At 45.6% G+C, this 22,238-nt stretch carries 17 protein-coding genes; 13 read left to right on the top strand and 4 right to left on the bottom strand.

The features are described from left to right. Window positions 1-103 precede the first annotated feature (103 nt). Complete coding sequence (locus MSG36_RS00490; protein ID WP_248365773.1) at window positions 104-2,287, top strand: malate synthase G; 2,184 nt, start codon at window positions 104-106, stop codon at window positions 2,285-2,287. Window positions 2,288-2,481: 194 nt separating this feature from the next. On the opposite strand, the gene MSG36_RS00485 is transcribed toward MSG36_RS00490, so the two are convergent. Then, a complete protein-coding gene (locus tag MSG36_RS00485) occupies window positions 2,482-3,909 on the bottom strand; it encodes an NAD-dependent succinate-semialdehyde dehydrogenase (protein WP_248365771.1) in 1,428 nt (475 codons plus the stop codon). A gap of 216 nt (window positions 3,910-4,125) precedes the next feature. Beyond that, the gene (locus tag MSG36_RS00480; protein WP_248365770.1) at window positions 4,126-4,914 is read right to left on the bottom strand and encodes an IclR family transcriptional regulator; all 789 of its coding nucleotides are present in this window, start codon (window positions 4,912-4,914) and stop codon (window positions 4,126-4,128) included. Between the two features lie 154 nt (window positions 4,915-5,068). On the opposite strand from MSG36_RS00480, the gene pta reads away from it, so the two are divergent. Together pta and MSG36_RS00470 are read left to right on the top strand one after the other, a co-directional pair. Then, the gene (gene pta, locus MSG36_RS00475; RefSeq protein WP_248365769.1) at window positions 5,069-6,130 is read left to right on the top strand and encodes a phosphate acetyltransferase; all 1,062 of its coding nucleotides are present in this window, start codon (window positions 5,069-5,071) and stop codon (window positions 6,128-6,130) included. A 70-nt stretch (window positions 6,131-6,200) separates the two neighbouring features. Continuing rightward, window positions 6,201-6,968, top strand: coding sequence for a sulfite exporter TauE/SafE family protein (locus tag MSG36_RS00470; RefSeq protein ID WP_248365768.1), 768 nt, complete (start codon window positions 6,201-6,203; stop codon window positions 6,966-6,968). 50 nt (window positions 6,969-7,018) lie between these two features. Here MSG36_RS00470 and MSG36_RS00465 read toward each other — a convergent pair whose 3' ends face one another. Both MSG36_RS00465 and MSG36_RS00460 read right to left on the bottom strand, forming a co-directional pair. Next, window positions 7,019-8,740: a cobalamin biosynthesis protein CobT gene (locus tag MSG36_RS00465; protein ID WP_248365767.1), complete on the bottom strand. Its 1,722-nt coding sequence runs from the start codon at window positions 8,738-8,740 to the stop codon at window positions 7,019-7,021. A 3-nt stretch (window positions 8,741-8,743) separates the two neighbouring features. Beyond that, on the bottom strand, window positions 8,744-9,724 hold the full coding sequence (locus MSG36_RS00460) for a MoxR family ATPase (RefSeq protein ID WP_248365766.1): 981 nt from the start codon (window positions 9,722-9,724) through the stop codon (window positions 8,744-8,746). Window positions 9,725-9,988: 264 nt separating this feature from the next. Here MSG36_RS00460 and xsc point away from each other — a divergent pair, with 264 nt between their 5' ends. The 10 genes from xsc (at window position 9,989) to MSG36_RS00410 (ending at window position 22,219) form a co-directional block, all read left to right on the top strand. Continuing rightward, a complete protein-coding gene (xsc, locus tag MSG36_RS00455; protein ID WP_050643312.1) occupies window positions 9,989-11,800 on the top strand; it encodes a sulfoacetaldehyde acetyltransferase in 1,812 nt (603 codons plus the stop codon). A 382-nt stretch (window positions 11,801-12,182) separates the two neighbouring features. Further along, window positions 12,183-12,998 carry an FRG domain-containing protein gene (locus tag MSG36_RS00450; RefSeq protein WP_248365765.1) on the top strand — a complete coding sequence of 272 codons (816 nt, stop codon included), beginning with the start codon at window positions 12,183-12,185 and terminating at the stop codon, window positions 12,996-12,998. A gap of 260 nt (window positions 12,999-13,258) precedes the next feature. Continuing rightward, window positions 13,259-13,696 (top strand): nuclear transport factor 2 family protein, encoded by a 438-nt coding sequence (locus MSG36_RS00445; RefSeq protein WP_048614701.1) that lies wholly within the window; start codon window positions 13,259-13,261, stop codon window positions 13,694-13,696. A 48-nt stretch (window positions 13,697-13,744) separates the two neighbouring features. Next, complete coding sequence (locus tag MSG36_RS00440) at window positions 13,745-15,211, top strand: FAD-binding oxidoreductase (RefSeq protein WP_248365764.1); 1,467 nt, start codon at window positions 13,745-13,747, stop codon at window positions 15,209-15,211. Window positions 15,212-15,328: 117 nt separating this feature from the next. Continuing rightward, window positions 15,329-16,330: a TRAP transporter substrate-binding protein gene (locus MSG36_RS00435; protein WP_048609745.1), complete on the top strand. Its 1,002-nt coding sequence runs from the start codon at window positions 15,329-15,331 to the stop codon at window positions 16,328-16,330. Between the two features lie 163 nt (window positions 16,331-16,493). After that, window positions 16,494-17,036: a TRAP transporter small permease gene (locus MSG36_RS00430; protein WP_017097758.1), complete on the top strand. Its 543-nt coding sequence runs from the start codon at window positions 16,494-16,496 to the stop codon at window positions 17,034-17,036. Between the two features lie 37 nt (window positions 17,037-17,073). After that, window positions 17,074-18,414: a TRAP transporter large permease gene (locus MSG36_RS00425; protein WP_017064290.1), complete on the top strand. Its 1,341-nt coding sequence runs from the start codon at window positions 17,074-17,076 to the stop codon at window positions 18,412-18,414. An 11-nt stretch (window positions 18,415-18,425) separates the two neighbouring features. Beyond that, the gene (locus MSG36_RS00420) at window positions 18,426-19,346 is read left to right on the top strand and encodes a cache domain-containing protein (protein WP_248365762.1); all 921 of its coding nucleotides are present in this window, start codon (window positions 18,426-18,428) and stop codon (window positions 19,344-19,346) included. Between the two features lie 236 nt (window positions 19,347-19,582). Further along, the gene (locus MSG36_RS00415; RefSeq protein WP_060980547.1) at window positions 19,583-20,155 is read left to right on the top strand and encodes a malate synthase; all 573 of its coding nucleotides are present in this window, start codon (window positions 19,583-19,585) and stop codon (window positions 20,153-20,155) included. A gap of 456 nt (window positions 20,156-20,611) precedes the next feature. Continuing rightward, complete coding sequence (locus MSG36_RS00410) at window positions 20,612-22,219, top strand: BCCT family transporter (RefSeq protein WP_248365760.1); 1,608 nt, start codon at window positions 20,612-20,614, stop codon at window positions 22,217-22,219. Window positions 22,220-22,238: the final 19 nt, after the last annotated feature.

Genomic DNA, 22,238 nt, shown 5'->3' with positions numbered 1-22,238 from the left:
TAGCTAAATTCATGTCCGTTAAGTAAGTTTAAATCAGTAAAGTAAATTTGAGCTAGTCACGAAAATTTATTGAGTAGCCATCAATTAGTTTGAGAGAGATTTTATGAGCAGTCGTATTCAACAGGGAAGCTTGAACATTGATAGCACCCTCTACCAATTAATTAATGAGCAGGTGATTCCTGGAACAGGCATTGTCGCTGAAGACTTTTGGCAATCATTTGCAACCATCCTTGAAGATTTGGCTCCAAAAAATCGCGCATTGCTTATCAAGCGTGAAGATCTTCAACATCAAATTGACGTCTGGCACCAAGAGCGTGCAGGGCAAACGCTAGATCCTGTGGAGTACAAACAGTTCTTACAGCAGATCGGTTATTTGGTTCCTGAAGGCGATGACTTTCAAGTGACGACAGCAAGCGTAGAACCTGAGATCGCAACACAAGCAGGGCCGCAGCTTGTGGTTCCAATCATGAACGCACGCTTTGCACTTAACGCAGCCAACGCGCGTTGGGGAAGCCTATATGATGCGCTCTACGGAACGGACGTGATCAGTGAAAGTGATGGCGCGGAAAAGGGCGGAAGCTTTAACCCTGCTCGTGGCGCTAAAGTAGTGACTTATGCTCGTGAATTCCTTGATGATGCTGCACCGCTAAACGGTGTCTCCCATAAAGACGTGACTAAATACAGCATCAGTAACGCTAGCATCGGCAATAAGCTGATAGCGACACTGGATAACGGTGAAGAAGTCACTCTCATTGATAGCGACCAGTTCATTGGCTATCAAGGTGACGCAAGTTCCCCTTCGTGCATTCTTCTTAAACACAATAATCTACACATCGAGATTCAAATTGACCCGAGCGCACCGATTGGTAGCGTTGATGTGGCGGGTATTAAAGATGTATTAGTCGAAGCCGCTTTAACAACCATTATGGATTGCGAAGACTCGGTTGCTGCGGTTGATGGTGAAGACAAAGCATTGGCTTACCTTAACTGGTTAGGCTTGATGAAAGGTGATCTACAAGAATCACTAGAGAAAAACGGCAAAACCATTGTTCGTAACCTTAACCCAGATCGCCAATACACCAGCGTGACGGGTGGTGAGATTTCACTTAAAGGCCGCAGCATGTTATTCATCCGTAATGTCGGCCACTTGATGACTAACCCTGCGATTATTGATGCCGAAGGTAATGAAGTGCCTGAAGGCATTATGGATGGCATGATCACTTCGTTAATTGCGATGCATGATTTAAAAGGCAACAGCGCGTACCAAAACTCGACTGCGAACAGTATCAACATCGTAAAACCTAAGATGCATGGCCCTGAAGAAGTCGCCTTTACTAATGAGTTGTTTGGCCGTATTGAAGATGCATTAGGCTTAGACCGATTTACGATCAAAGTCGGCATCATGGACGAAGAGCGTCGTACTTCGGTTAACCTTAAAGAATGTATTCGTGCAGCTAAAGATCGTGTTGTGTTCATCAACACAGGTTTCTTAGACCGTACCGGCGATGAGATTCACACCAGTATGGAAGCGGGACCATTTGCACCTAAAACTCAGCTGAAAACCATGACTTGGATTGGCGCATACGAAGATCAAAACGTTGATCTTGGCTTAGCTTGTGGCCTGCAAGGTAAAGCCCAGATTGGTAAAGGTATGTGGCCAGAGCCAGACAATATGGCGAAGATGATGGACGCGAAAATCGGTCATCCACAAGCGGGTGCCAATACTGCTTGGGTTCCTTCTCCAACCGCCGCGACTTTGCATGCGCTGCACTATCACAAGGTGAGTGTACCAAGCCGTCAGAAAGAGCTTCGTGAGCGAGTGAGAGCCAATGTCGATGATATTCTTACTATCCCACTACTGGGCGATCAAAAGCTTACCGCGCAAGATATTCAAAGTGAACTTGATAACAACACCCAAGGTATTTTGGGTTATGTGGTTCGTTGGATTGACCAAGGCGTTGGTTGTTCGAAGGTACCAGATATTAACGATGTCGGCTTGATGGAAGACCGAGCGACACTGCGTATTTCAAGCCAACACATCGCGAACTGGTTACGTCACGGCATTTGCGAGGAAGCTCAGGTAATGAAAACCATGAAGCGTATGGCCGCAGTGGTGGATGAGCAAAACGCTGGCGACCCGAGTTACCGTAATATGGCGCCTGACTTTGAGAACAACATTGCATTTTCAGCGGCGTGTCAGTTGGTATTCGAAGGGTGTGCTCAGCCTAGTGGTTACACCGAACCAGTGCTGCACGCGATGCGTATAAAACTGAAAGCGCAGGAATAGCGAAGCAACCGAATAACAAAAACAGAGAATGTAAAATACTAAAAAAAAGAACCCCCCTTTAACCGAGCCCAAGGTGCCGCGCTTTTATAGCGCGGCTTTTTTTTGATTCATTTTTGTGGTGGGAAGGGGAAGAGTGGTCCAGGTTAGTGCTCACTAAGATTTAATTACTTGCGAAACCTAATTGCTACTGAAACCTAGTTACTACCAAAACATAAGTATTTAATGTCCATGTACTCATCGATGCCTTCTTTCGCACCTTCTCGGCCAATACCTGATTGCTTAACGCCTCCGAAAGGTGCGACCTCAGTTGAGATTAGGCCATCATTTATGCCGACCATCCCGTATTCAAGTGTCTCTGCAATGTTCCATACACGGTGAATGTTCTGACTGTAGAAGTAAGATGCTAAACCGTAAATTGTGTCATTTGCCATTTCAATAAGCTCTTCGTCAGTGTCGAATTGCATCACAGGAGCGACAGGGCCAAAGATCTCTTGCTGAACAATGTCCATGCTGTGTTTGACATCTTTAAGAATGACAGGCTGAAGGAATAGCCCATCAAGCTCTTGAGTTGGTGTTACAGGTGTTGCACCTTGTTCTACTGCTCTGTCTATTAATGCTTGGATGTTGTTCTTTGCATTAAGGCTGACAACAGGTCCAATCGTGACACCCTCATCTAAGCCGTTACCAATCTTAAGCTGCTGAACTGCTTGATCGAATTTAGCCACAAACTCATCGTACACTTTACTGTGAACGTAGAATCGGTTTGCACAGACACAAGTTTGACCTGCATTACGGAACTTCGAGGCCATTGCGCCTTGCACGGCCGCATCGATGTCGGCATCGTCAAACACAATAAAAGGTGCATTGCCGCCGAGCTCCATAGAGGTGCGCTTGATGCCTTTTGCCGCTTGAGCCATCAAAATACTGCCCACTCGAGTAGAGCCAGTGAAAGAGATTTTTTTGATAAGCGGATGCGAAGTGAATAGGTTGCCCACTTGCTCTGGGCTTTCACCAAGCACTACTTGGAGCAGATCTTTAGGGATACCCGCTTGATAAGCCAATTCAACCACAGCAAACGCAGAAAGTGGTGTCTCATCCGAAGGTTTCACGACAAAGCTACAACCGGCAGCTAAGGCAGGAGCCGCTTTACGAGTGATCATTGCAATCGGGAAGTTCCATGGCGTAATCGCACACGCTACGCCGATCGGTTGCTTGATGGTCACCAAGCGTTTGCCTGCAACCGTGCTAGGAATGGAATCACCATAAGTGCGTTTTGCTTCTTCTGCAAACCACTCAATAAAGCTTGCGCCATACACGACTTCGCCTATCGCCTCGGCTAACGGTTTGCCCTGTTCCATTGTCATGACTCGAGCAAGGTCATCTTTGTTTTCGAGGATCAGCTGGTGCCAACGATGAAGTAGTGCAGCACGAGATTTAGCAGGAATTTTTGCCCACTCTTTCTGCGCTACATGAGCTCGTTCAATCGCGCTCGCTAACTCTGTTTCTGATGATATCGGTGCGTGCCCGATGAGTTCACCCGTTGCTGGGTTTGTGACTGCAACTGCGTTGTTCGCTTCTGTCACCATAAAAGAGAGTAAGTGCTGGTTATCAATGTTTAGCATCGTGATTCCTTTGTCGTGATTACTTTAGACGTGTTGCTGATGTGCGGGTTGGTGAGTGTTCAGAACACTTCGACCAAATGTTCATTAGTCGCAGATTGTGGTGTTTAATTCGATAGTTTTGAAGCCCTTGTTTGCGCAAGCATTGTTTACCAAAGTAGGGCTTTCGAAATCCATGATCAGCTAAGTCATGGACTTCGAAATTCTCTAAGAAAGTGCTTACTGCTGACTCCAATTATCAGCTTCGATCTTCGCTAGCGCTTTTGCTGCTTTTTGAAGTGCGGGCAAGAATTTTATTGCTTCATCCGGTTTCACTCGAATCACAGGTGCTTGTATCGCTAGACCTAAGTTTGATTGACCTGTCGGGGACGGGATCAGCACAGCGATACAGACTAAGCCCGGCAAAAACTCTTCATCATCAATAGCAAAACCTTGGATTTTTGCTTCTTCGATGTCTTGCTCTAACACAGAGTAGTCGGTGATGGTTTTGACTGTGTACTGAGTCAGTGGCACGTTTTCAATCAGTCTTCTGCGCTGTGATTTCGACATGTGAGCCAAAAACAGTTTACCTGTCGCAGAGCAGTGAACAGGAACACGAGAGCCGGGTTGCAGATGAAAGCGGAGGGGAGCTTCAGTTTCGGCACGATCGAGATAGATGATTTCACCACTTGAAAGAGCCGTCAGGTTACAACTCTCACCGACTTCTGCTCTTAGGCTTTCAAGGATGGTGCGTCGGGCGCTGTGCATGGTGCTATTCAATAGTAGGTTTTCGGCAAGCTTTCGGAGTCGAATACCTGAGCTGTAGTGCTTTTCGTCACCGTCTCTTTGAATGATGCCTGCGGCTTCTAACTGCTGAAGCATTCGGTGCAGCGTAGGCTTTGGTAATCCGGTCTCTTCGACTAAACCTTGCAGAGAAATAAACTCGTCTTTTTGGGCTATCACCTCTAATAGTGCAAAAAGTCGGAGGGTCGGTGTATCTCCTTGAACTTGTGGTGTTTCTGTTTGCATAAAGTGATTCATCCTTGCGATATGTCTATGTGTAAGAGTGTACATACCAAATCAATATTCTTCAATTATCTGAATAAAATTTGACCTTTTTTATTATTTCAATAATATAAATATAAATTATGGAACAATTAATCTCAATAAATGGAATTTAAAGATGAAGGCGATTGAACGGATTATTGATAAAGCTCATTTAGATCGTAAGCGTGTTGTTTTGAGCGAAGCGGAGGACGCGCGAGTGCTAGCTGCTGCAAGAATGGCGATCGACAAACAGCTCGCTCACATCACACTTGTGGGCGATGAATCGGCGATCATCGCTGCTGCAGAACTTCACCATATTAACCTCGCTGGCATTCATATTGTTTCTCCACAAGCGTCGCCACTCAAAGAGGTGCTCGCTGAGCGGCTGTATACATTGAGAAAAGCTAAAGGCATGACCTATGATGACGCCCTAGAGCTGGTTCAAGATCCACTTGTTTTTGCCAATTTGATGGTCAGAGAAGGGCTGGTTGACGGCACGGTCAATGGCGCGGTTTATACCACGTCTGATGTGGTGAGAGCTGCGCTGCAGATCATCGGCCCAGCACCAGACAGCGAATTGGTATCGAGCTTCTTTTTAATGATGTTGTGCGAGCCTTTCCATAATCTTAAAGGCGGCATGATTTTCAGCGATTGTGGTTTGGTGATTAACCCCAATGAAACGGAGCTGGCGTCGATTGCCATGGCTGCATCAAACAGTGCTCAAACGCTGCTGATGGAAGAACCTAAAGTCGCAATGCTGTCGTTTTCGACCAACGGCAGTGCCAAACACGAATCAGTCGATAAGGTTCGTAATGCCGCTCAGTTAGTGAAACAACGTTGTCCCGGAATCGCTGTCGATCAGGACGTTCAACTTGATGCCGCGATTGTCACTGAAATAGCCGAGAAAAAGCTGCCCGATTCAGAAGTGAAAGGCCAATCTAACGTATTGATCTTCCCCAATTTAGAAGCGGGGAATATAGGCTATAAGCTAGCAGAAAGGTTAGGTGGCGCGGTTGCTATTGGCCCGTTGCTGCAAGGGTTAAATCAACCAGCGAATGACTTGTCCAGAGGCTGTAGTGCCGAAGATATCTTTAATGTCATTGCCGTTACCGCGGTACAAGCGCAGCAAGGGAAAGCGTCTGACTCTAAGGCTGATGTTGAAGAAAGAGAAGAGTCGGAGTTTGAATTCCGGTATTAACACTCGTTGCTTAAACTAATGCTGAATCTTGCACTCATATTTACCCCCAATAACCTAATTAGGATAGCTAATGGAGTTACCTGTTTTACTCGCCATTCTTGCCACGATTGCGGTAGGTACCTATTTCCAAACTGTCACTGGATTTGGTCTCGGTATCATTGTGATTGGGTTAACGGTCAGCCTTAATTTGGTATCGCTGCCAGTTATTGCCGCGGTGGTCAGTATTGTGACCTTGTTCAATTGCTTGGTTGCGTTGATGGGTAAGCCACTGCTTGGGGACCTCAAGATTCTGGTGGTGTTAGTCATCGGTATTATTCCCGGTGTATCGATGGGCGTGTACTTACTGGATGAGTTGAGCGAGTCTGCAACCCAAATCCTAAGAGGGTTATTGGGTGCCATGGTGTTGTTCGCAGGCTTGAGCTTTATGTTTAAACCTAAAACCAGAACGGTCCGTTCGGCAACCGTATCTTTCCTTGCCTCAGGATTTAGCTCTGGGTTAGCGGGTGGGTTATTTGGGATGGCAGGTCCACCGATTGTTTATCATCTCTATCGGCAACCTTTTACGCTCGATTTGGTGCGAAGCACACTGCTGATGGTTTTCGCTTGTACGTCTATGTCCCGTACGGTCAATGTCTATGCGGCGGGTGATATGGAACAGAGTATATTGTGGTTATCCGCTATTGCTGTTCCTCTGGTGGCGCTTGTCACCATGTTTGCTCGACGTTTTCCACCGCCGTTGTCGAATGACCAACTCAGAAAGTTGGTATTTATAGTGTTGATGTTGATTGGTGGGTATTTGATGGCTGTTTCTGCATGGTCGTTGCTTGGCTCTTCCTAAACCATTTTCGACAAAGGAGGCTAGTGATTCGCTAGCCTAAGCTTCCCTGTTTAAACACGCTTTAGCATCTCAAAGATGTTCCTACATAGCCCGAACAAGCAACTTTCTTGTACGTCCAAGGTAATGTTGTTCCGGTAATACGGACTCAAATCGACGCCCATTCCCACGCCATGAATTTCGATATTGTTTTTGATCGACTCGCGCTCAATCACTTGTTTGAGATGGTTGTCCAAATAGAACTGATCGTTGGCGGTGCTGGTGGCGGTATCCATCGGGCAGCCGTCTGAGAACACGATTAAAACCTTTCTTTGTGCAGTGTGCTGTTGCAAGCGCTGACTAGCGAACTGCACCGCTTCGCCATCAATCCCTTCTTTAAAGATGTCTGCTTTACGAAGACTCGCAATGCCAAGGCGAGACCGTCTCCAATGGGTATCAAAATCCTTAAACACTATGTGTCGAACCTCGTTTAAACGGCCTGGGTGTTCCGGTTGACCTTGCTTGAGCCACTGTCGATAAACCTTGCCACCATTCCAGTTGTTGGTGGTGAAGCCGATAATCTCGAAAGGGATGTTGGCTAGCCCGACGGATTTGAGAATCGTATCCATCAGTAGACTGAGCTTGTGACTGTGTTTTTGCATTGAGCCTGAGCAGTCCATTAGAAATGTGATGGCACATTGATGAGATGCGCCAATGTCAGGTTGATAGAAGACAGCACGATCCAACGGTGATGTGATGAGTTTGGTGATAGTGGTGGCGTTGACGATGCCTTCTTCCAAATGATCCTGACGTCGATTCCTTTGGGGCGTCGCAACAAAGCTGGTGAGCATAGCGGCTAAACGGCGGGTGTTCACTTGTCTCGCCATAATGTCATCGGTGAGCTTTTGCCTAAGCTCGAGTAACAGGGCGCGCCTGACGAGTTTATCTGCGGCAACCACTTGGTCAAATTCTGAATTAAAGACCTGATAATTGGCGCCCGACAGTTCAAACACCTTACTACTACCCGTGATATCGGTATCGACGTCTTCATCTTGAATGTCGCCATCAACGATAAGGGCAAGCTGCGCGAGGATCTTGATGTCTTCTTCAACCGTTGGCGTGGTTGAGCTATTACTCTCTTGCTCTTGGTTGATGAGCTCTTGCGCTAAAAAGGCCAGTTCATTGGCGCAGTGAGCAAACTGCTGTTGGTTTGCTCGATGTTCCTTCAAGCGCTTCAGACTGCTTCCGAAAATAGGCACGATGCCCGCACGAGTTGATTCAATGGTTTCGGCAATCGGTTCAGAAACGGGAACACCGGTTAACCGAGTATGGATGACCTGCATCAGCGTGAACAGCAACATGCCGATTCGTGATTCGGTAAAGCCATTCTGATGATATTGATCGCTCCAATACGCAAAGTTGAACTGAATGCTCTTAATCACGCCTTTTAGATAAAGCGGAACTTGCGATTCGATTCGTACTTGTTCGCAGAAATCATATAACAGACGTTCGACTTCGTTTTTTGGTCGTAATGAATAGTGAAGATCAGTATCTGACAACAATAGTCTCAGTGCCGATGAATCGATCTTGCCTTGCATTGAGAGCTTGCTGTTTGTTAAATCATGGCGAGAAACAAAGGTGAGATCGTTGGTGTGTGCCGATAAGTGATAACAAGGACGACTACCTTTATAGAGGCGCTCTCCTCGGTAATTCAGGTTCAACTCACCGCTGATAGCTCTGGCAACCGACACGCCAATATCGAGGATCTTTTTCTGTTGGGAGGAAATATTAGCCATCGATTAAGACTCCGACTGCGCATAACTCTGAGTAGGCGTCTCTAGGGCCTCACCAAAGCAGCGGAAGTAATATTCGCTTACCAACTCTTTCTCTTCATCTTCACAACGGTTTAGGAATGAAAGCCTAAATGCCGTGGCTACATTGTTGAATATTCTAATATTCTCAGCCCATGTGATCACGGTTCTTGGGGACATTACTGTCGACAGATCGCCTGCTCTAAAGCCATTTCGAGTTAAACCAGCGGTTGCGATCATTTTCTCTACTAACTGCTGACCACTTTCATTGTTCAGCTCTGGGCGCTTGGATAACACGATCTTGGTTTCATGTTGTGGGTCTAAATAGTTGAGCGTAGCAATGATGTTCCAACGATCTAACTGACTATGGTTAAGCATTTGAGTGCCCGAATACAACCCCGAGAAATTGCCCAAACCTAGCGTGTTACAAGTAGCAAACAGGCGGAAAGAAGGGTGAGGCGTGATCACTCGGTTTTGTTCTAAAGAAGTGTATTTGCCGTCTTGCTCCAACAGCTGTTGAATCACAAACATCACGTCAGGGCGACCCGCATCGTATTCGTCCAATACTAATGCGATGGGTTGCTGAATGCTTTGTGGAAGAATGCCTTCCTTAAACTCCGTTACCTGCATTCCATCTTTAATGACGATGCAATCTTTGCCAATGAAATCCAATCGGCTTAAGTGTCCATCTAGGTTGATCCTCAAGCATGGCCAATTTAATCGTGCTGCCACTTGCTCTATATGAGAAGACTTGCCAGTTCCGTGTGTGCCTTGTATCAACGTGCGGCGATTAGAGGTGAAACCCGCCAATATCGCTAGCGTGACTTCAGGATCAAAACAGTAGTTAGGATCGATCTTCGGTACATACTCTCCCGCATGTTCAAACGCCAATACGGTTAGGTTGCTGTCGATGCCAAAACACTCTCTCACACTTATTGGTTGTGTTGGTATCAATTCCGCATCATTCATTTTTCTTCCCTCTTAATAGCTTCCATGACTGCCGCGATGGGCGATATGTCATCGATTATTAACAGCTCACTCTAAGTTAACGGCACTTTTTGTACGAAAAACTATCAATAATGTGATCCAGTTTTATTAATTAGAATGAATTGTTCCAATTTAATATAAAAAGTTGACGCGCAAAAAATCTACTACTAAGGTGAAAATGAATTCGAAAAAGAGACAATTCATTCCGAAAAATGAAATTTTGGTTAACTCAAGGAGAATGGAAGAATGAGTGAGCAAGAAAAACGTACGGTTGTTTCCGGCACAGTAACAATGACACCATCAGAAGCGTTCGTTGAAACTATGGTTGCTAATGATGTTACCGACATGTTCGGCATCATGGGGTCAGCATTTATGGACGCAATGGATATCTTTGCTCCTGCTGGCATTCGATTGGTCCCAGTGGTACACGAGCAAGGTGCTGCTCACATGGCAGATGGTTACTCTCGTGTATCTGGTCGCCATGGTGTGGTTATCGGGCAGAATGGCCCAGGTATTAGTAACTGTGTAACTGCGATTGCAGCGGCATTCTGGGCACACAGCCCGGTCGTGATTGTGACGCCAGAGACTGGCACAAAAACAATGGGCTTAGGTGGTTTCCAAGAGTGTAACCAACTTCCAATGTTCCAAGAGTTTACTAAGTATCAAGGACACGTAACGCACCCAGACCGTATGGCGGAATACACAGGTCGATGTTTTGACCGCGCAATGAGCGAAATGGGGCCGACTCAGCTGAATATTCCACGTGACTATTTCTATGGTGAAACTCAAACCGAGATCCCTAAACCAGCGCGTTTAGACCGTGGCCCGGGCGGCGAGAAGTCTCTGAATGAAGCGGCAGACCTGATTGCTGAAGCGAAATTCCCAGTCATCATTTCTGGTGGCGGCGTGGTAATGGCTGACGCAGTTCAAGAGTGTGCGGCACTGGCAGAACGACTAGGCGCACCCGTAGTAAACAGCTACCTACACAATGACTCTTTCCCTGCTAGTCACCCATTATGGTGTGGTCCTTTAGGCTACCAAGGTTCGAAAGCCGCAATGAAGTTGATGGCTCAAGCGGATGTGGTTATTGCCTTGGGTACACGTCTTGGTCCATTCGGTACCTTGCCTCAACATGGTATGGACTACTGGCCGAAAGACGCGAAAATCATTCAGATCGATGCAGACAACAAGATGCTTGGCCTCGTTAAGAAGATCTCTGTTGGTATTTGTGGTGATGCAAAAGCAGCGGCGGTGGCATTAGCTGAAAGACTAGAAGGTCGTGCATTGTTGTGTGATGACAACAAAGGTGCTCGCCAAGACACAGTCGCAACAGAAAAAGCGCTGTGGGAAAAAGAGCTTGATGAGTGGACGCACGAACGTGACTCGTTCAGCTTGGACATGATTGAAGAAAACTCACATGAGACTCCGTTCTCTGGTGGTGAATATCTTCACCCACGCCAAGTACTTCGTGAACTAGAAAAAGCGATGCCTGAAGATGTAATGGTCTCAACGGATATCGGTAACATCAACTCGGTTGCAAACAGCTACTTACGTTTTGAAAAACCACGCAGCTTCTTTGCTGCAATGAGTTTTGGTAACTGTGGTTACGCCTTCCCTACCATCATTGGTGCGAAAGCCGCGGCACCTCATCGTCCAGCCATTTCATACGCAGGCGACGGTGCGTGGGGCATGAGCTTGATGGAGACCATGACATGTGTTCGTCATAACATTCCTGTGACAGCCGTGGTATTCCACAACCGTCAATGGGGTGCAGAGAAGAAGAACCAAGTCGACTTCTACAACCGACGCTTTGTTGCTGGTGAATTGGATAACCAGAGCTTTGCGGAAATAGCACGAGCAATGGGCGCCGAAGGTATCACGGTTGATAAGCTAGAAGATGTAGGACCAACCTTACAAAAAGCCATCGACATGCAAATGAACGAAGGCAAAACAACCATTATTGAAATTATGTGTACTCAGGAATTGGGCGACCCGTTCCGCCGAGATGCACTATCAACACCGGTTCGTTTCCTAGATAAATACAAAGATTACGTATAAGGCATAGGAAGTTTGCCCGGCCACGGTATTTTCGAGAGTGTTAGAGGAAGTGCAATCGAGAATGTGATCGGGCAATACGAACGGGGATTGGCAATGTACTTAAGTGAAGACCGCCAACCCGTATTTCAATAAATCTTAGTCAAACGTTAGAACACGAATTAAATGACCGTTGTACATATAAGTGGTTTTAGTTATATAAACTTTGTCGTTCTTTATTAATCGACCCTTATATAGTTTCTCTTTAGTTAATGGTTTTATAACTGTTAGTTATTGATGAGGATATATAGCTGTTATCATTTTTCAGAATAATTCGTAACGATACTGATTAATCCTGATAATTAAACTTTTAATTGTCAGGATTTTAAATTAAGCGATCTATTACATGCATACTGTGAACAATAAACGTTATATAAGCTCACTCGAAGAGCTGTATGAAATAATCGATTCACTTATCTCGAGGTGTCGTGGAGAACGTGGTTTGATTTATAACGTGTGTGATTATGAAAACAGTAATCTGATGCCAAGTTTAGGCCGGTCAAATCGTAAAAACATTCGCTGTGTCGAACAAGAGTTGCTCTCAACTGTGAGAGTTTACGGTGGGCATTCACTGAGTTCACACGAGATAAACGATTGGTTACTGATGTGTTTAGCCAAGAAGCAGGGGTTTCCAACCCGCTTGCTTGAATGGACCGATAGCCTGATTAATGCGTTATGGTCTGTGTGTCATAGCCAAAGTAAAGACTGCATTAATATTATTAAAGCGGATAATTATCATAGGGTTAGTGTTTTTAACTCACCCTATGAACTTGAAAGAACTCAGATCTTTAAAGTGGCGGACTGCGATAAGCAGGAGCAACGAGCGGATAAGTGGTATTCCATTCATCCATTTAAGGACGGCAGTAATGATGCCATTCAACCTTTGTACGATGAGAAAGAATATTCAAACGGTCTAGTGTCCGTTCATATTCTTCCATCAGCAAAAGTAAACCTGATAAAGGAGTTAATACCCATGAATGTTTTAAATGAACCGACTGATTATATCGAAGAGACGCTAACTGATATAAAAAATGAAGCCCATGTAGATAACAATCAAGTTATTAATAAAGGTGAGGGTAATATTGAATTACAAGTGAATACCCATAACCGTAAACTTGAGCAGTATGGCCGAAAGTATCATCAAGATTTTGACTTCGACTAAAGGCTAATATCTATATTAAATTAGTTTTAGACTTAACGTAGTTAGTTTTCAGGTAAATAAAATTAGAACACTAATTAGTTTATAAAAAGATGAAATCTGTGAGCTTAGAGATTGTTTACAAAGTAACTCGAAGTTAGAGTGACGAAGCTTGTTATCAAGTTGTTAAATTTCCACAGATCTAGTTTAAACAATCTAATAAAAAAGTGGCGCAAAGCCACTGAAATTTAAACCAATAACGAAAACATAAAGGATTCTGGAATATGAATATGCAAACCAATGCAGCGACATTCGTGCTGGAAAACCAAGTCGACACCGCCTTTTTACAGTCTTTCAGTGATGCGTGGAATAACCACGACATCGAAGCACTGATGTCGTTTGTGACTGAAGACTGTGTCTTCCACACCGTGGCAGGTGAAGGCTTGCTTGGAAATACTATTGAAGGGTACGAAGCCGTTCGCAATAGCTTTGAATTGGTTTGGCAGAACTTTCCAGATGCAGCTTGGAGCGATCCTGTCCATTTTGTGTGTGGTGACCGCGCGGTGAGTGAATCGACGTTCTCTGCGACTAATCCTGATGGCAGCATCATCGAAGCTCGCATGGTCGACGTGTTTACCCTGAAAGATGGAAAAATCAGCGTAAAAAATGCCTTCCGTAAAACACGACCTCTTTTGACTCCCAACAATACTCCCAAGAGCTAGACACGAAACCACAACCCGTTCACGTGTTATGACTAGGAGAGTCGAATTATGAGTTTAGTAATGGAACAACCGGCAGCCGATGTGCCGCCAAAGGTGAAAAGCACCCAAGCAAAAGAAAGTACCCAAGCAAGAGATAAATACGATCCAAAATACGATCCACTTAAAGACAAGAGCCCAGGTCACGGTAAGGAATACGCACCAACGTACTGGGTAGATACGGCAGGCGCACCACCTGAAGATGATGGCCCAATCACGTCAGACATGGATGTCGATGTGGCTATTATCGGTTCAGGCTACACAGGCCTGAGTACCGCGATACACCTTGCTGAAATGTACGGCATTAAAGCGACTGTGATTGAAGCTAACCGTATGAGTTGGGGCTGCAGTACCCGAAATGGTGGCCAAGCACAGTGTGCTTCTGGGCGTTTGAAGCGTTCTCAGTGGATTGAACGCTGGGGCCTAGAAACCGCGCTAAAAATGCACCGCGAGTGTGTGGATGGCATGGAAACGTTCAAGTCACTGATCAAAGACATCGATTGTGACCCACAACCGGGCGGCCACTTATATGTGGCTCATCGTCCAAAAGTGATGTCAACACTCGAGAAAGAAGCCAAGTTGCTGCGTGACACGTTCGATTACGATGCGCAGATCTTAGATGCGGAAACCGTAAAGCGTGATTACGTTGGTGACCAAGAAGCGGCAGGCGCGATGCATGAACCCGAAGGGATTGGTATTCATGCAGGAAAACTGGCGTTTGGTTACCTAAGAAAGGCGCGAGCTCTCGGTGTGAAAGTTCACCCGTCGAGCCCAGTTATGGGTTGGGAAACTCGTGGCGGTGTGCATTACCTGAAAACGCCAGGTGGTGTGGTGAAGGCGCGTTCTGTCGGTGTTTGTACGGGTGGGTATACCAGCCAAGGTTTGCATTCCGAGCTTAAGAATCGCCTTCTGCCAGTGCTTTCTAACTCGATGGTGACACGTCCTTTAACTCAAGACGAGATCGCTGCGTGTAACTTCAAAACCAATCAAGTGATTACTGATACTCGAATTCTGCGCCACTACTACCGTTTGTTACCGGATAACCGAGTACAGATTGGTACACGTAGTGCCATCAGTGGCAAGAACGCACCTGACAAGAAATATGAAGACATGCTGAGAGCGGATTTAACCCGAAAATTCCCGTCTCTCGATCAGATAAAAATCGATTATTCATGGTGGGGCTGGGTGGATGTTAGCCACGACATGATGCCGAGAATCTATCAGCCGAATCCAAAGCAATCGATTTTCTACGCATTGGGTTATGGCGGCAATGGCGTGATGTATTCCGCTCAAGCAGGTAAACGCCTTGCTCAATGGATAGCAGGTGAAGGTCACAAGCTCGACCTACCAATATTTGAATCAAAACTTCCGTTCCCCAACGTGAGGGAAGTGGTGGAATCAGAGATGTTTGCACCGTTTCGAAGAATGGGGCAGCGGTTCCTTTATCAGTGGTATTCGTTAAAGGATGAAAGGCTGTAACTACCCGAACATTGTTTCCAAAATAGGGAAATAGAACTACGACCAGGAAAGTTGTACCAGGTCACCTTGTGAGCAAAGTACAGGCAGGAAGTCTGTACGATAGGAAAGGTTAAGACTATGAAATTGATTAAAAATAAAATTATTGCTGGTGTCACCATTGTAGCAACAGCGGTGCTATCTCATACCGCGGCAGCAGCGAATTTTAAAATGGCTATCGGCGATGCTGCTGGTGGTACGCAGTGGGAATTAGCGACTTCATTCTCGGAACTGATGGAGCAAAAAACAGACGGTAAAGTGAAAATCGATCTGTTTCCGAACGGCCAATTAGGCAATGAGCAAGACACCGTAAACGATGCTGCAATAGGTCTTCTCGACTTCTCTGTACTGGCGATTAACAACGTGACGCCTTTCTCTCCAACTGTTGGTCTATTGACCATGCCCTACGTGATTCAAAGCGCAGAAGAAGCGGTACTACTGACTCAAGGGCAAGTAGGTCAGGACTTAGTCGATAACACGATTCGTGATGCTGGTGTCCGTATTGTCGGTTGGGCTTATTCAGGCTTTAGGGTTTTGACTAACTCGAAAAAGCCCGTAGCTTCACCAGAAGATTTGAAAGGGCTCGTGATTCGTGTACCTCGTAACGAAATCATGATCGCGTCTTACCAAGCATGGGGTGTAAACCCAACGCCTATGGCATGGTCTGAGACTTTCACTGGTTTGCAACAAGGCGTGGTAGACGGACAAGATAACCCTTACATCACAGTTCACGCGATGAAGTTCAACGAAGTACAAAAGTACGTGACCAACATTCGCTACATTTTCTCTCTAGAACCTCTAATCGTGAGTGAAACGGTCTTCCAACAACAGACACCTGAAATGCAAAAAATCATTCTTGAAGCGGGTCAGGAAGCAACAGAGCACAGCTTTGCTTATCTAGAAAATACGGAAAACAAGATTCGCGAAGAGCTACAAGCGAAAGGCATGGTATTCACAGACCCAGCAGACAACGAGCAAGAGTGGATCAACAAAGTGACTAAGTCAGTTTGGCCTAAGTTCTACTCAAGTATTGGGGGCAAAGACAAGCTAGACGACGTTCTTGAGTTACTAGGTAGAAAGTAACGATTAGATTCGCCCTATCTGCTGTTCTCCGCTACTTAATCACCTAGCGGTAGAACAGTGAGATAGGGCATTTACATGGCTGTACTCGTTGATCTGTTCTGTACCTGATCTTTTAGGACCGTGAGCGACTGGTTGTCATGTAAAAATCAACATTGGAGGTTATATGTCAGTCGCTAAAACAATAAAAAAACACCTGAACAACATTGAGGAATATACCTGTTGTTTGTTGCTTGCAAGCTTTGTCCTATTGCTGTTTACACAAATTATTACTCGTCAGTTTTTTGATTACTCTATCCCTTGGGGTGATGAAGTGGCGACCTACATGTTCGTTTGGTTTGCCTATCTAGGGGCTGTTGTTGCGGCCAAGATGTCGGCTCATAACCGAGTGAGCTTTCACTTCAAATTCTTTCCGCCAATCGTACAAACCGTTAGCGAAACCATCGCTGACTTCTTATGGCTCTGCTTCAACGGTTACTTTGTTTACCTCAGTTACGACTTCGTGTTTAACAAAATGAACCTGTTTTGGAAATCTCAAACCACAGGCATCCCGATGAAGTATTTCTACATGATTTTACCTATCGCGTTTTCCCTAATGATGATTCGAATTATCTGGAACAACTACGAGCGTCTATTCAAAGGCGCAACCAACGAAGATCCAGAAGTCAAAGAGCTGCGAAAAATGACGGCACAAAAGTCAGCGCAGTAGTCATCACAGAGAATAGTCGTAATAGAGAGATGTAATAATGGAATCCTATTTAACTCTAATTTTATTTGGTGGCTTCTTAACCCTGTTAATTCTGGGTGCACCAATCACAGTATCACTGGCCGGCGCTTCAATGGCGGCCTATATGTTGCTCGACAAAAATCCCATCGCTTTGGTACAAATTGCGTTTACTTCGGTGGGTAACTTCCCATTAATGGCGCTGCCAGCCTTTGTTCTTGCTGGCGCACTAATGGAGGCGGCGGGGATCTCCAAACGTCTGGTGGATATCGCCGAAAGCTTAGCTGGCCCAGTAACGGGTGGCCTTGGCGCGGCAACGGTAATGGCGTGTCTTTTCTTTGGCGCTATCTCAGGTTCAGGCCCTGCAACAACCGCAGCGGTGGGTATGTTAATGGTGCCCGCGATGGTTAAGCGAGACTACGATAAGAGCTACGCATCGGCAGTAACGGCCGCATCAGGTGGCTTGGGCATCATCATTCCGCCATCCATTCCTTTGGTTATTTTCGGCATTTCTGCGATGGGCTTAATGGCACCGCCAGAAGCCATTGCTCAGCATGGGCAGTTTGCTTCTTTGTCTATTCCAAAACTGTTTGTTGCTGGGGTTGTGCCGGGTTTCATTATGGCATCGACGCTAGTGGTCACTAACTATTTTATTGCTAAGCGTGAAGGCTATAAAGGGTTAACCGAAACATGGTCGTTTGGTGATGTAAGGCATTACTTGCGCCGCGGTTTATGGTCGATATTAGCGCCATTCCTGATTCTTGGTGGTATCTACAGCGGTATGTTCACACCAACAGAGTCTGCGGTTGTGGCGATTTTTTATTCGCTATTTGTGGGTGTGTTTATTCACCGAGAATTATCGTTCAAAAGCGTGATGAAATCTTTGTCGACCACCACATGGATCACCGGACGCGTATTGTTAATCCTCTTTGCTGCCACTGTGTTCGGACGCTTGTTGATTGAGCAAAAAATCCCAGTTGTTGTGGCGGAATCACTACTCAGTTTCACCGACAACATGTACATGGTGTGGGCTCTGACGATTACCTTGTTGTTGTTCATCGGCATGTTTATGGAAACCTTGGCGGCGATCATGATCATTGTGCCAGTACTGCTACCAATCATGTACATGTTGGGCGCGGATCCAACTCACGTGGGTATTGTGGTGGTGTGTACCTTATCTATAGGCTTTGCAACGCCGCCGCTCGGCGAAAACATCTTTGTCGCCTCGGGGATCGGTGGCTCCACGGTTGAGCAAATTACCGCGAAGATCCATCCCTTTGTTCTTGCTTCTGTTGTGGGCGTGTTTGTTATCGCTTTCTTCCCACAAATTACGCTTTGGCTACCGTCCTTAGTCGGATATTAGGAGAGATAACCATGAATTTATCCAGATTAATCCTCATTGGATGTGCCGTGTTTACTGTAGTGAGTGGCATTGGTTTACGTGCCGAACATTCAGAAGTTGAGAAAGAAACCAAGCCAGTCAATGTTCTCGACATTTCTGAGCCACATGTGGTCAGTGACGCGGAAAGAAGAGCCAAAACCTTGCTTGCGAAAGCGGTGGTGCACGTTCAAAAAGAAGGTGACGACAGCGTGAAAGACTTCATGAGTGATGCCGAATATATAGACGGTGAACTCTATGTGTTTGCTCTTGGTATTGATGGCCAATTCCTTGCCAGTGGCGGCTCTTCGATGGTGTTGGTGGGCGACAGTGTGTTGGATACCCAAGACGTTTACGGCAATCCTTTTTTCCGTGAAATGATCACTAAAGCGGTTCACAACGGCTTTGGTGAAGTTAAGTATCACTGGACCAACCCAACTGATCGCATGGGTGAGCCGAAAACCACTTTCTTTGAGCGTGTTGGAGATGTGATTGTTGCTGTGGGCTTTTACCCAGAGCGTTCCAGTGCGGCCGAGGCTAAGAACCTACTGGCGAGAGCGATGACCGCGATAGTGGAGTCTGAGCAACAGAGCCTTGCTGAGTTTAATGACGCTGAAGGCAGTTTTGTCGAAGGGGATTTGTATGTGTTTGTGATGGATATGAGCTCTGGAAAACTGCTCGCACATGGTGTGTCTCCTGAGCTTGTGGGGCGATCACACAACGAAATCCTAAGTCCTGACGATAAGCCGATTCTTACTGAGATGTTGAACCTTGCCAAAGAAAATGGCCGAGGTGTTTACACCTATCGATGGTTAAACCCGCTGTCGAGCAAAGTGGAAACCAAGCACACTTACTATCGAGTGATCGACAATAAGTTGGTTGGGGTGGGTTATTACACAAATTCAAACAACACGTAAACGCGTTTCTATGGAACCCTCAACCCAGTTAAATAAAGGGCTGGGGGCTCGAAATGCCGGTTTGTGTAAAAAAGCGATTTAGTAAAATTCACACTGTGTAATTTTTGTTGTGAAATTGTTTCAGAAATAACAGTAGTATGAAAAACATGGAAACCACGCAGTAAAGAACAAATCTGAAAAGGGTCAATTGGGATGTTTGACCTAAATGAAACTTAAAGCCGTACGAGGGATAGACTATGAATATGCTGACACTAGACAAAACAGAACTTCACAGAAACCATTCAACATTTATTGCTGAAGCTGTCTTTGCCGTCGAAATGGTGAAAGCAGACAAGCAAGTCGAAAAACAAATAATGGCGAAACAGTTGCTTGATACTCTATTTCCTCTAGAGACAGGTTCGCATGAAGATGTAGTGAGCTACGAGATTGACTACCGACATGTTCAGGTTTACTTCAAAAATGGCGAACATACAGGCCTGAAACGTGCTAAGCACTTTGTAGCTTACACGGGTGACAAGTCTAAGCCTTCAGCAATCCTATTCCGTGATGAAAGTGGTACGCACGTTGAAGTGACGATTGGTGCTCGAAAAGGTACAGGTAATCTAGAGCTTGTTGATATTGAAGATATCCAACTAGAGACATGCACTACCTTCGGCCAAACAGACGCAAGCATTTCTTCTGGAATCCGACACTGGGTGAGTCTAGTAAAAGGCGACGAAAGCGGCCGACCAAACGCATCAAGTGAAGACAAAGAGTTCACCGCGAAAAATGGTGATGACTACAATCTTGGATTTTGTTTCGCACTCTAATATCGAGCGCTGCAGTACGCAGTGCTAATATCCATTTCTCTTTTACCTTTGGTAATTTCCCCGCCCCTATAGCGGGGCTTTTTTGTTAGAGCTATAAATAAATTAGGCTGTTGTTAAATTTATCTTTAGAAAGTTTGAATGAGATTTTACGGTGCGATATTTTATTTTAAATTGTTGTATTTAAAGGTTTTTGCTCTTTTATTTTATTCTGTTTTTATTGGATTAACTATCACTATCAGCGGTGGTTTGGCTGACTATTGAGCTAAAACTCAGTCAAAATGCTTTGAGCTGTGCTATAATGCGCGCCTTGGGATTGAGCCAGTAAGTCCATTTGTCACTAATTATTGTGATTTTTATTGCCTTTTATTTAGGCGGTTCGGCGAGCCAATCAAGTAGTAATTGGATACGGAGAGCGTCCTTATATTCGTTGATTCGGATATGCGAACATCATAATTTATGAGTTTTAAATCAAAAAAATACAGTATTGATTCTACTGACTATCAAGTTGGTCAAGATAACGTCAGTAAATGGGGCATGGATGTCCATAACACAGTCTTCGTAGCCTCAGTAGGCTTATCTCTTCTCTTCATCATCACTCTTCTTGCTCTTCCTCCTGCAGATGCCAAAGCTGCGATTGATTCTATCAAGGGTGCTGTTTTATCAAAGTTTGACTTCCTCTTTATGTGGGGAGCCAACATCATGTTAGTTTTTGCCGTTATTCTTGCATTCTCACCTTTAGGTAAAGTTCGCTTAGGTGGCGAAGATGCAACTGCGGATTATTCAATGTCATCTTGGATTGCGATGTTATTCGCTGCGGGTATGGGTATTGGACTTATTTTCTGGGGTGTTGCAGAGCCAACCGCGTTCTTCACCAACTGGTTCGGAACGCCACTCGATGCAGAACCTTTTACGGCAGCCGGCCGTGAACTGGCACTCGGTGCGACCGTATTCCACTGGGGCTTCCATGCTTGGGCTATCTATGGCATGACGGCACTTTGCCTTGCATATTTTGTTTACAACAAAGGCTTACCGCTATCAATGCGTTCTGTGTTCTACCCAATTTTGGGTGAGCGAGTGTGGGGTAAAACCGGTGATGTGATCGACGTACTAACGGTACTGGTTACTCTGTTTGGCCTGGCGACTTCACTAGGCTTAGGTGGTACACAAGCAGCAAGTGGTATCAGCCACGTGTTTGGCTTGGATAACAACATCTTTCTTCAGCAATCTATCATCGTTCTGATCATGGGCTTAGCGATCATCTCTGTACTACGTGGTATGGACGGTGGTGTTAAATTCCTAAGTAACCTGAACATGGTTATTGCGTTCGTATTCCTTGGTCTGATCGCTGTTCTGAACTTCACAACTGTGCTTGATTCTGTCGCGACTGCTGTGACGGGCTATGCGAAAAACATCATTGCACTGAGCCAAAGCTCTGGCCGTGAAGACACAACATGGCTGCATGGCTGGACGGTGTTCTACTGGGCATGGTGGGTTGCGTATGCACCATTCTTCGGTATGTTCGTAGCGCGCATTTCTAAGGGCCGTACGGTTCGCGAGTTCCTACTTTGCGTACTGATTATCCCAACATTGGTAACGTCGGCTTGGATGTCGATCTTCGGTGGCGTGGCTATCGAGCAAGTAATTAACCATGTGGGACAACTTGGCCTCGACCAAGGCATTACAGACGTATCTCTAAGCTTGTTCTACATGCTAGATGCTTACTCGTTCGGTAGCATTCTGTCAGTTCTCGCAGTCGCACTGATCATCGTATTCTTCGTGACTACGCTAGACTCAGGTTCTATCGTTATCGATGGCATGACGGCGGGCGGTAAGCTTGAAGTTCCTGTTAAACAGAAAGTGGTTTGGGCGGTTATCTCAGGTGCTATCGCAATGGTGATGTTGTGGATTGGTGGTACTCAATCTATCCAAGCTCTGCAATCGATCACGATCATTGCAGCACTGCCGTTTACGATCATTCTTCTGATTGGTTGTTTCAGCTTGTTGAAAGGTCTACTGACTGAAGTAGATAAAGGGCAAGCAAGCGTTAGCGAAACGGCTAACTAAAGAAACCAAGCAGGGAGTT

The organism is Vibrio sp. 1CM8B, assembly GCF_023161685.1.
GTDB lineage: Bacteria > Pseudomonadota > Gammaproteobacteria > Enterobacterales > Vibrionaceae > Vibrio > Vibrio coralliirubri.
Note: the sequence above shows the minus strand (reverse complement) of the source record. Positions and strands in the feature narration are given on the sequence as shown.

Bases quoted from the DNA above. Each gene is read 5' to 3' on its own strand.
- MSG36_RS00430 (WP_017097758.1), top strand. From the start codon at position 16,494: ATGTCAGTCGCTAAAACAATAAAAAAACACCTGAACAACATTGAGGAA.
- MSG36_RS00410 (WP_248365760.1), top strand. From the start codon at position 20,612: ATGAGTTTTAAATCAAAAAAATACAGTATTGATTCTACTGACTATCAA.
- xsc (WP_050643312.1), top strand. From the start codon at position 9,989: ATGAGTGAGCAAGAAAAACGTACGGTTGTTTCCGGCACAGTAACAATG.
- MSG36_RS00415 (WP_060980547.1), top strand. From the start codon at position 19,583: ATGAATATGCTGACACTAGACAAAACAGAACTTCACAGAAACCATTCA.
- MSG36_RS00490 (WP_248365773.1), top strand. From the start codon at position 104: ATGAGCAGTCGTATTCAACAGGGAAGCTTGAACATTGATAGCACCCTC.
- MSG36_RS00485 (WP_248365771.1), bottom strand. From the start codon at position 3,909: ATGCTAAACATTGATAACCAGCACTTACTCTCTTTTATGGTGACAGAA.
- MSG36_RS00445 (WP_048614701.1), top strand. From the start codon at position 13,259: ATGAATATGCAAACCAATGCAGCGACATTCGTGCTGGAAAACCAAGTC.
- MSG36_RS00465 (WP_248365767.1), bottom strand. From the start codon at position 8,740: ATGGCTAATATTTCCTCCCAACAGAAAAAGATCCTCGATATTGGCGTG.
- MSG36_RS00450 (WP_248365765.1), top strand. From the start codon at position 12,183: ATGCATACTGTGAACAATAAACGTTATATAAGCTCACTCGAAGAGCTG.
- MSG36_RS00435 (WP_048609745.1), top strand. From the start codon at position 15,329: ATGAAATTGATTAAAAATAAAATTATTGCTGGTGTCACCATTGTAGCA.
- pta (WP_248365769.1), top strand. From the start codon at position 5,069: ATGAAGGCGATTGAACGGATTATTGATAAAGCTCATTTAGATCGTAAG.
- MSG36_RS00420 (WP_248365762.1), top strand. From the start codon at position 18,426: ATGAATTTATCCAGATTAATCCTCATTGGATGTGCCGTGTTTACTGTA.
- MSG36_RS00470 (WP_248365768.1), top strand. From the start codon at position 6,201: ATGGAGTTACCTGTTTTACTCGCCATTCTTGCCACGATTGCGGTAGGT.
- MSG36_RS00480 (WP_248365770.1), bottom strand. From the start codon at position 4,914: ATGCAAACAGAAACACCACAAGTTCAAGGAGATACACCGACCCTCCGA.
- MSG36_RS00440 (WP_248365764.1), top strand. From the start codon at position 13,745: ATGAGTTTAGTAATGGAACAACCGGCAGCCGATGTGCCGCCAAAGGTG.
- MSG36_RS00460 (WP_248365766.1), bottom strand. From the start codon at position 9,724: ATGAATGATGCGGAATTGATACCAACACAACCAATAAGTGTGAGAGAG.
- MSG36_RS00425 (WP_017064290.1), top strand. From the start codon at position 17,074: ATGGAATCCTATTTAACTCTAATTTTATTTGGTGGCTTCTTAACCCTG.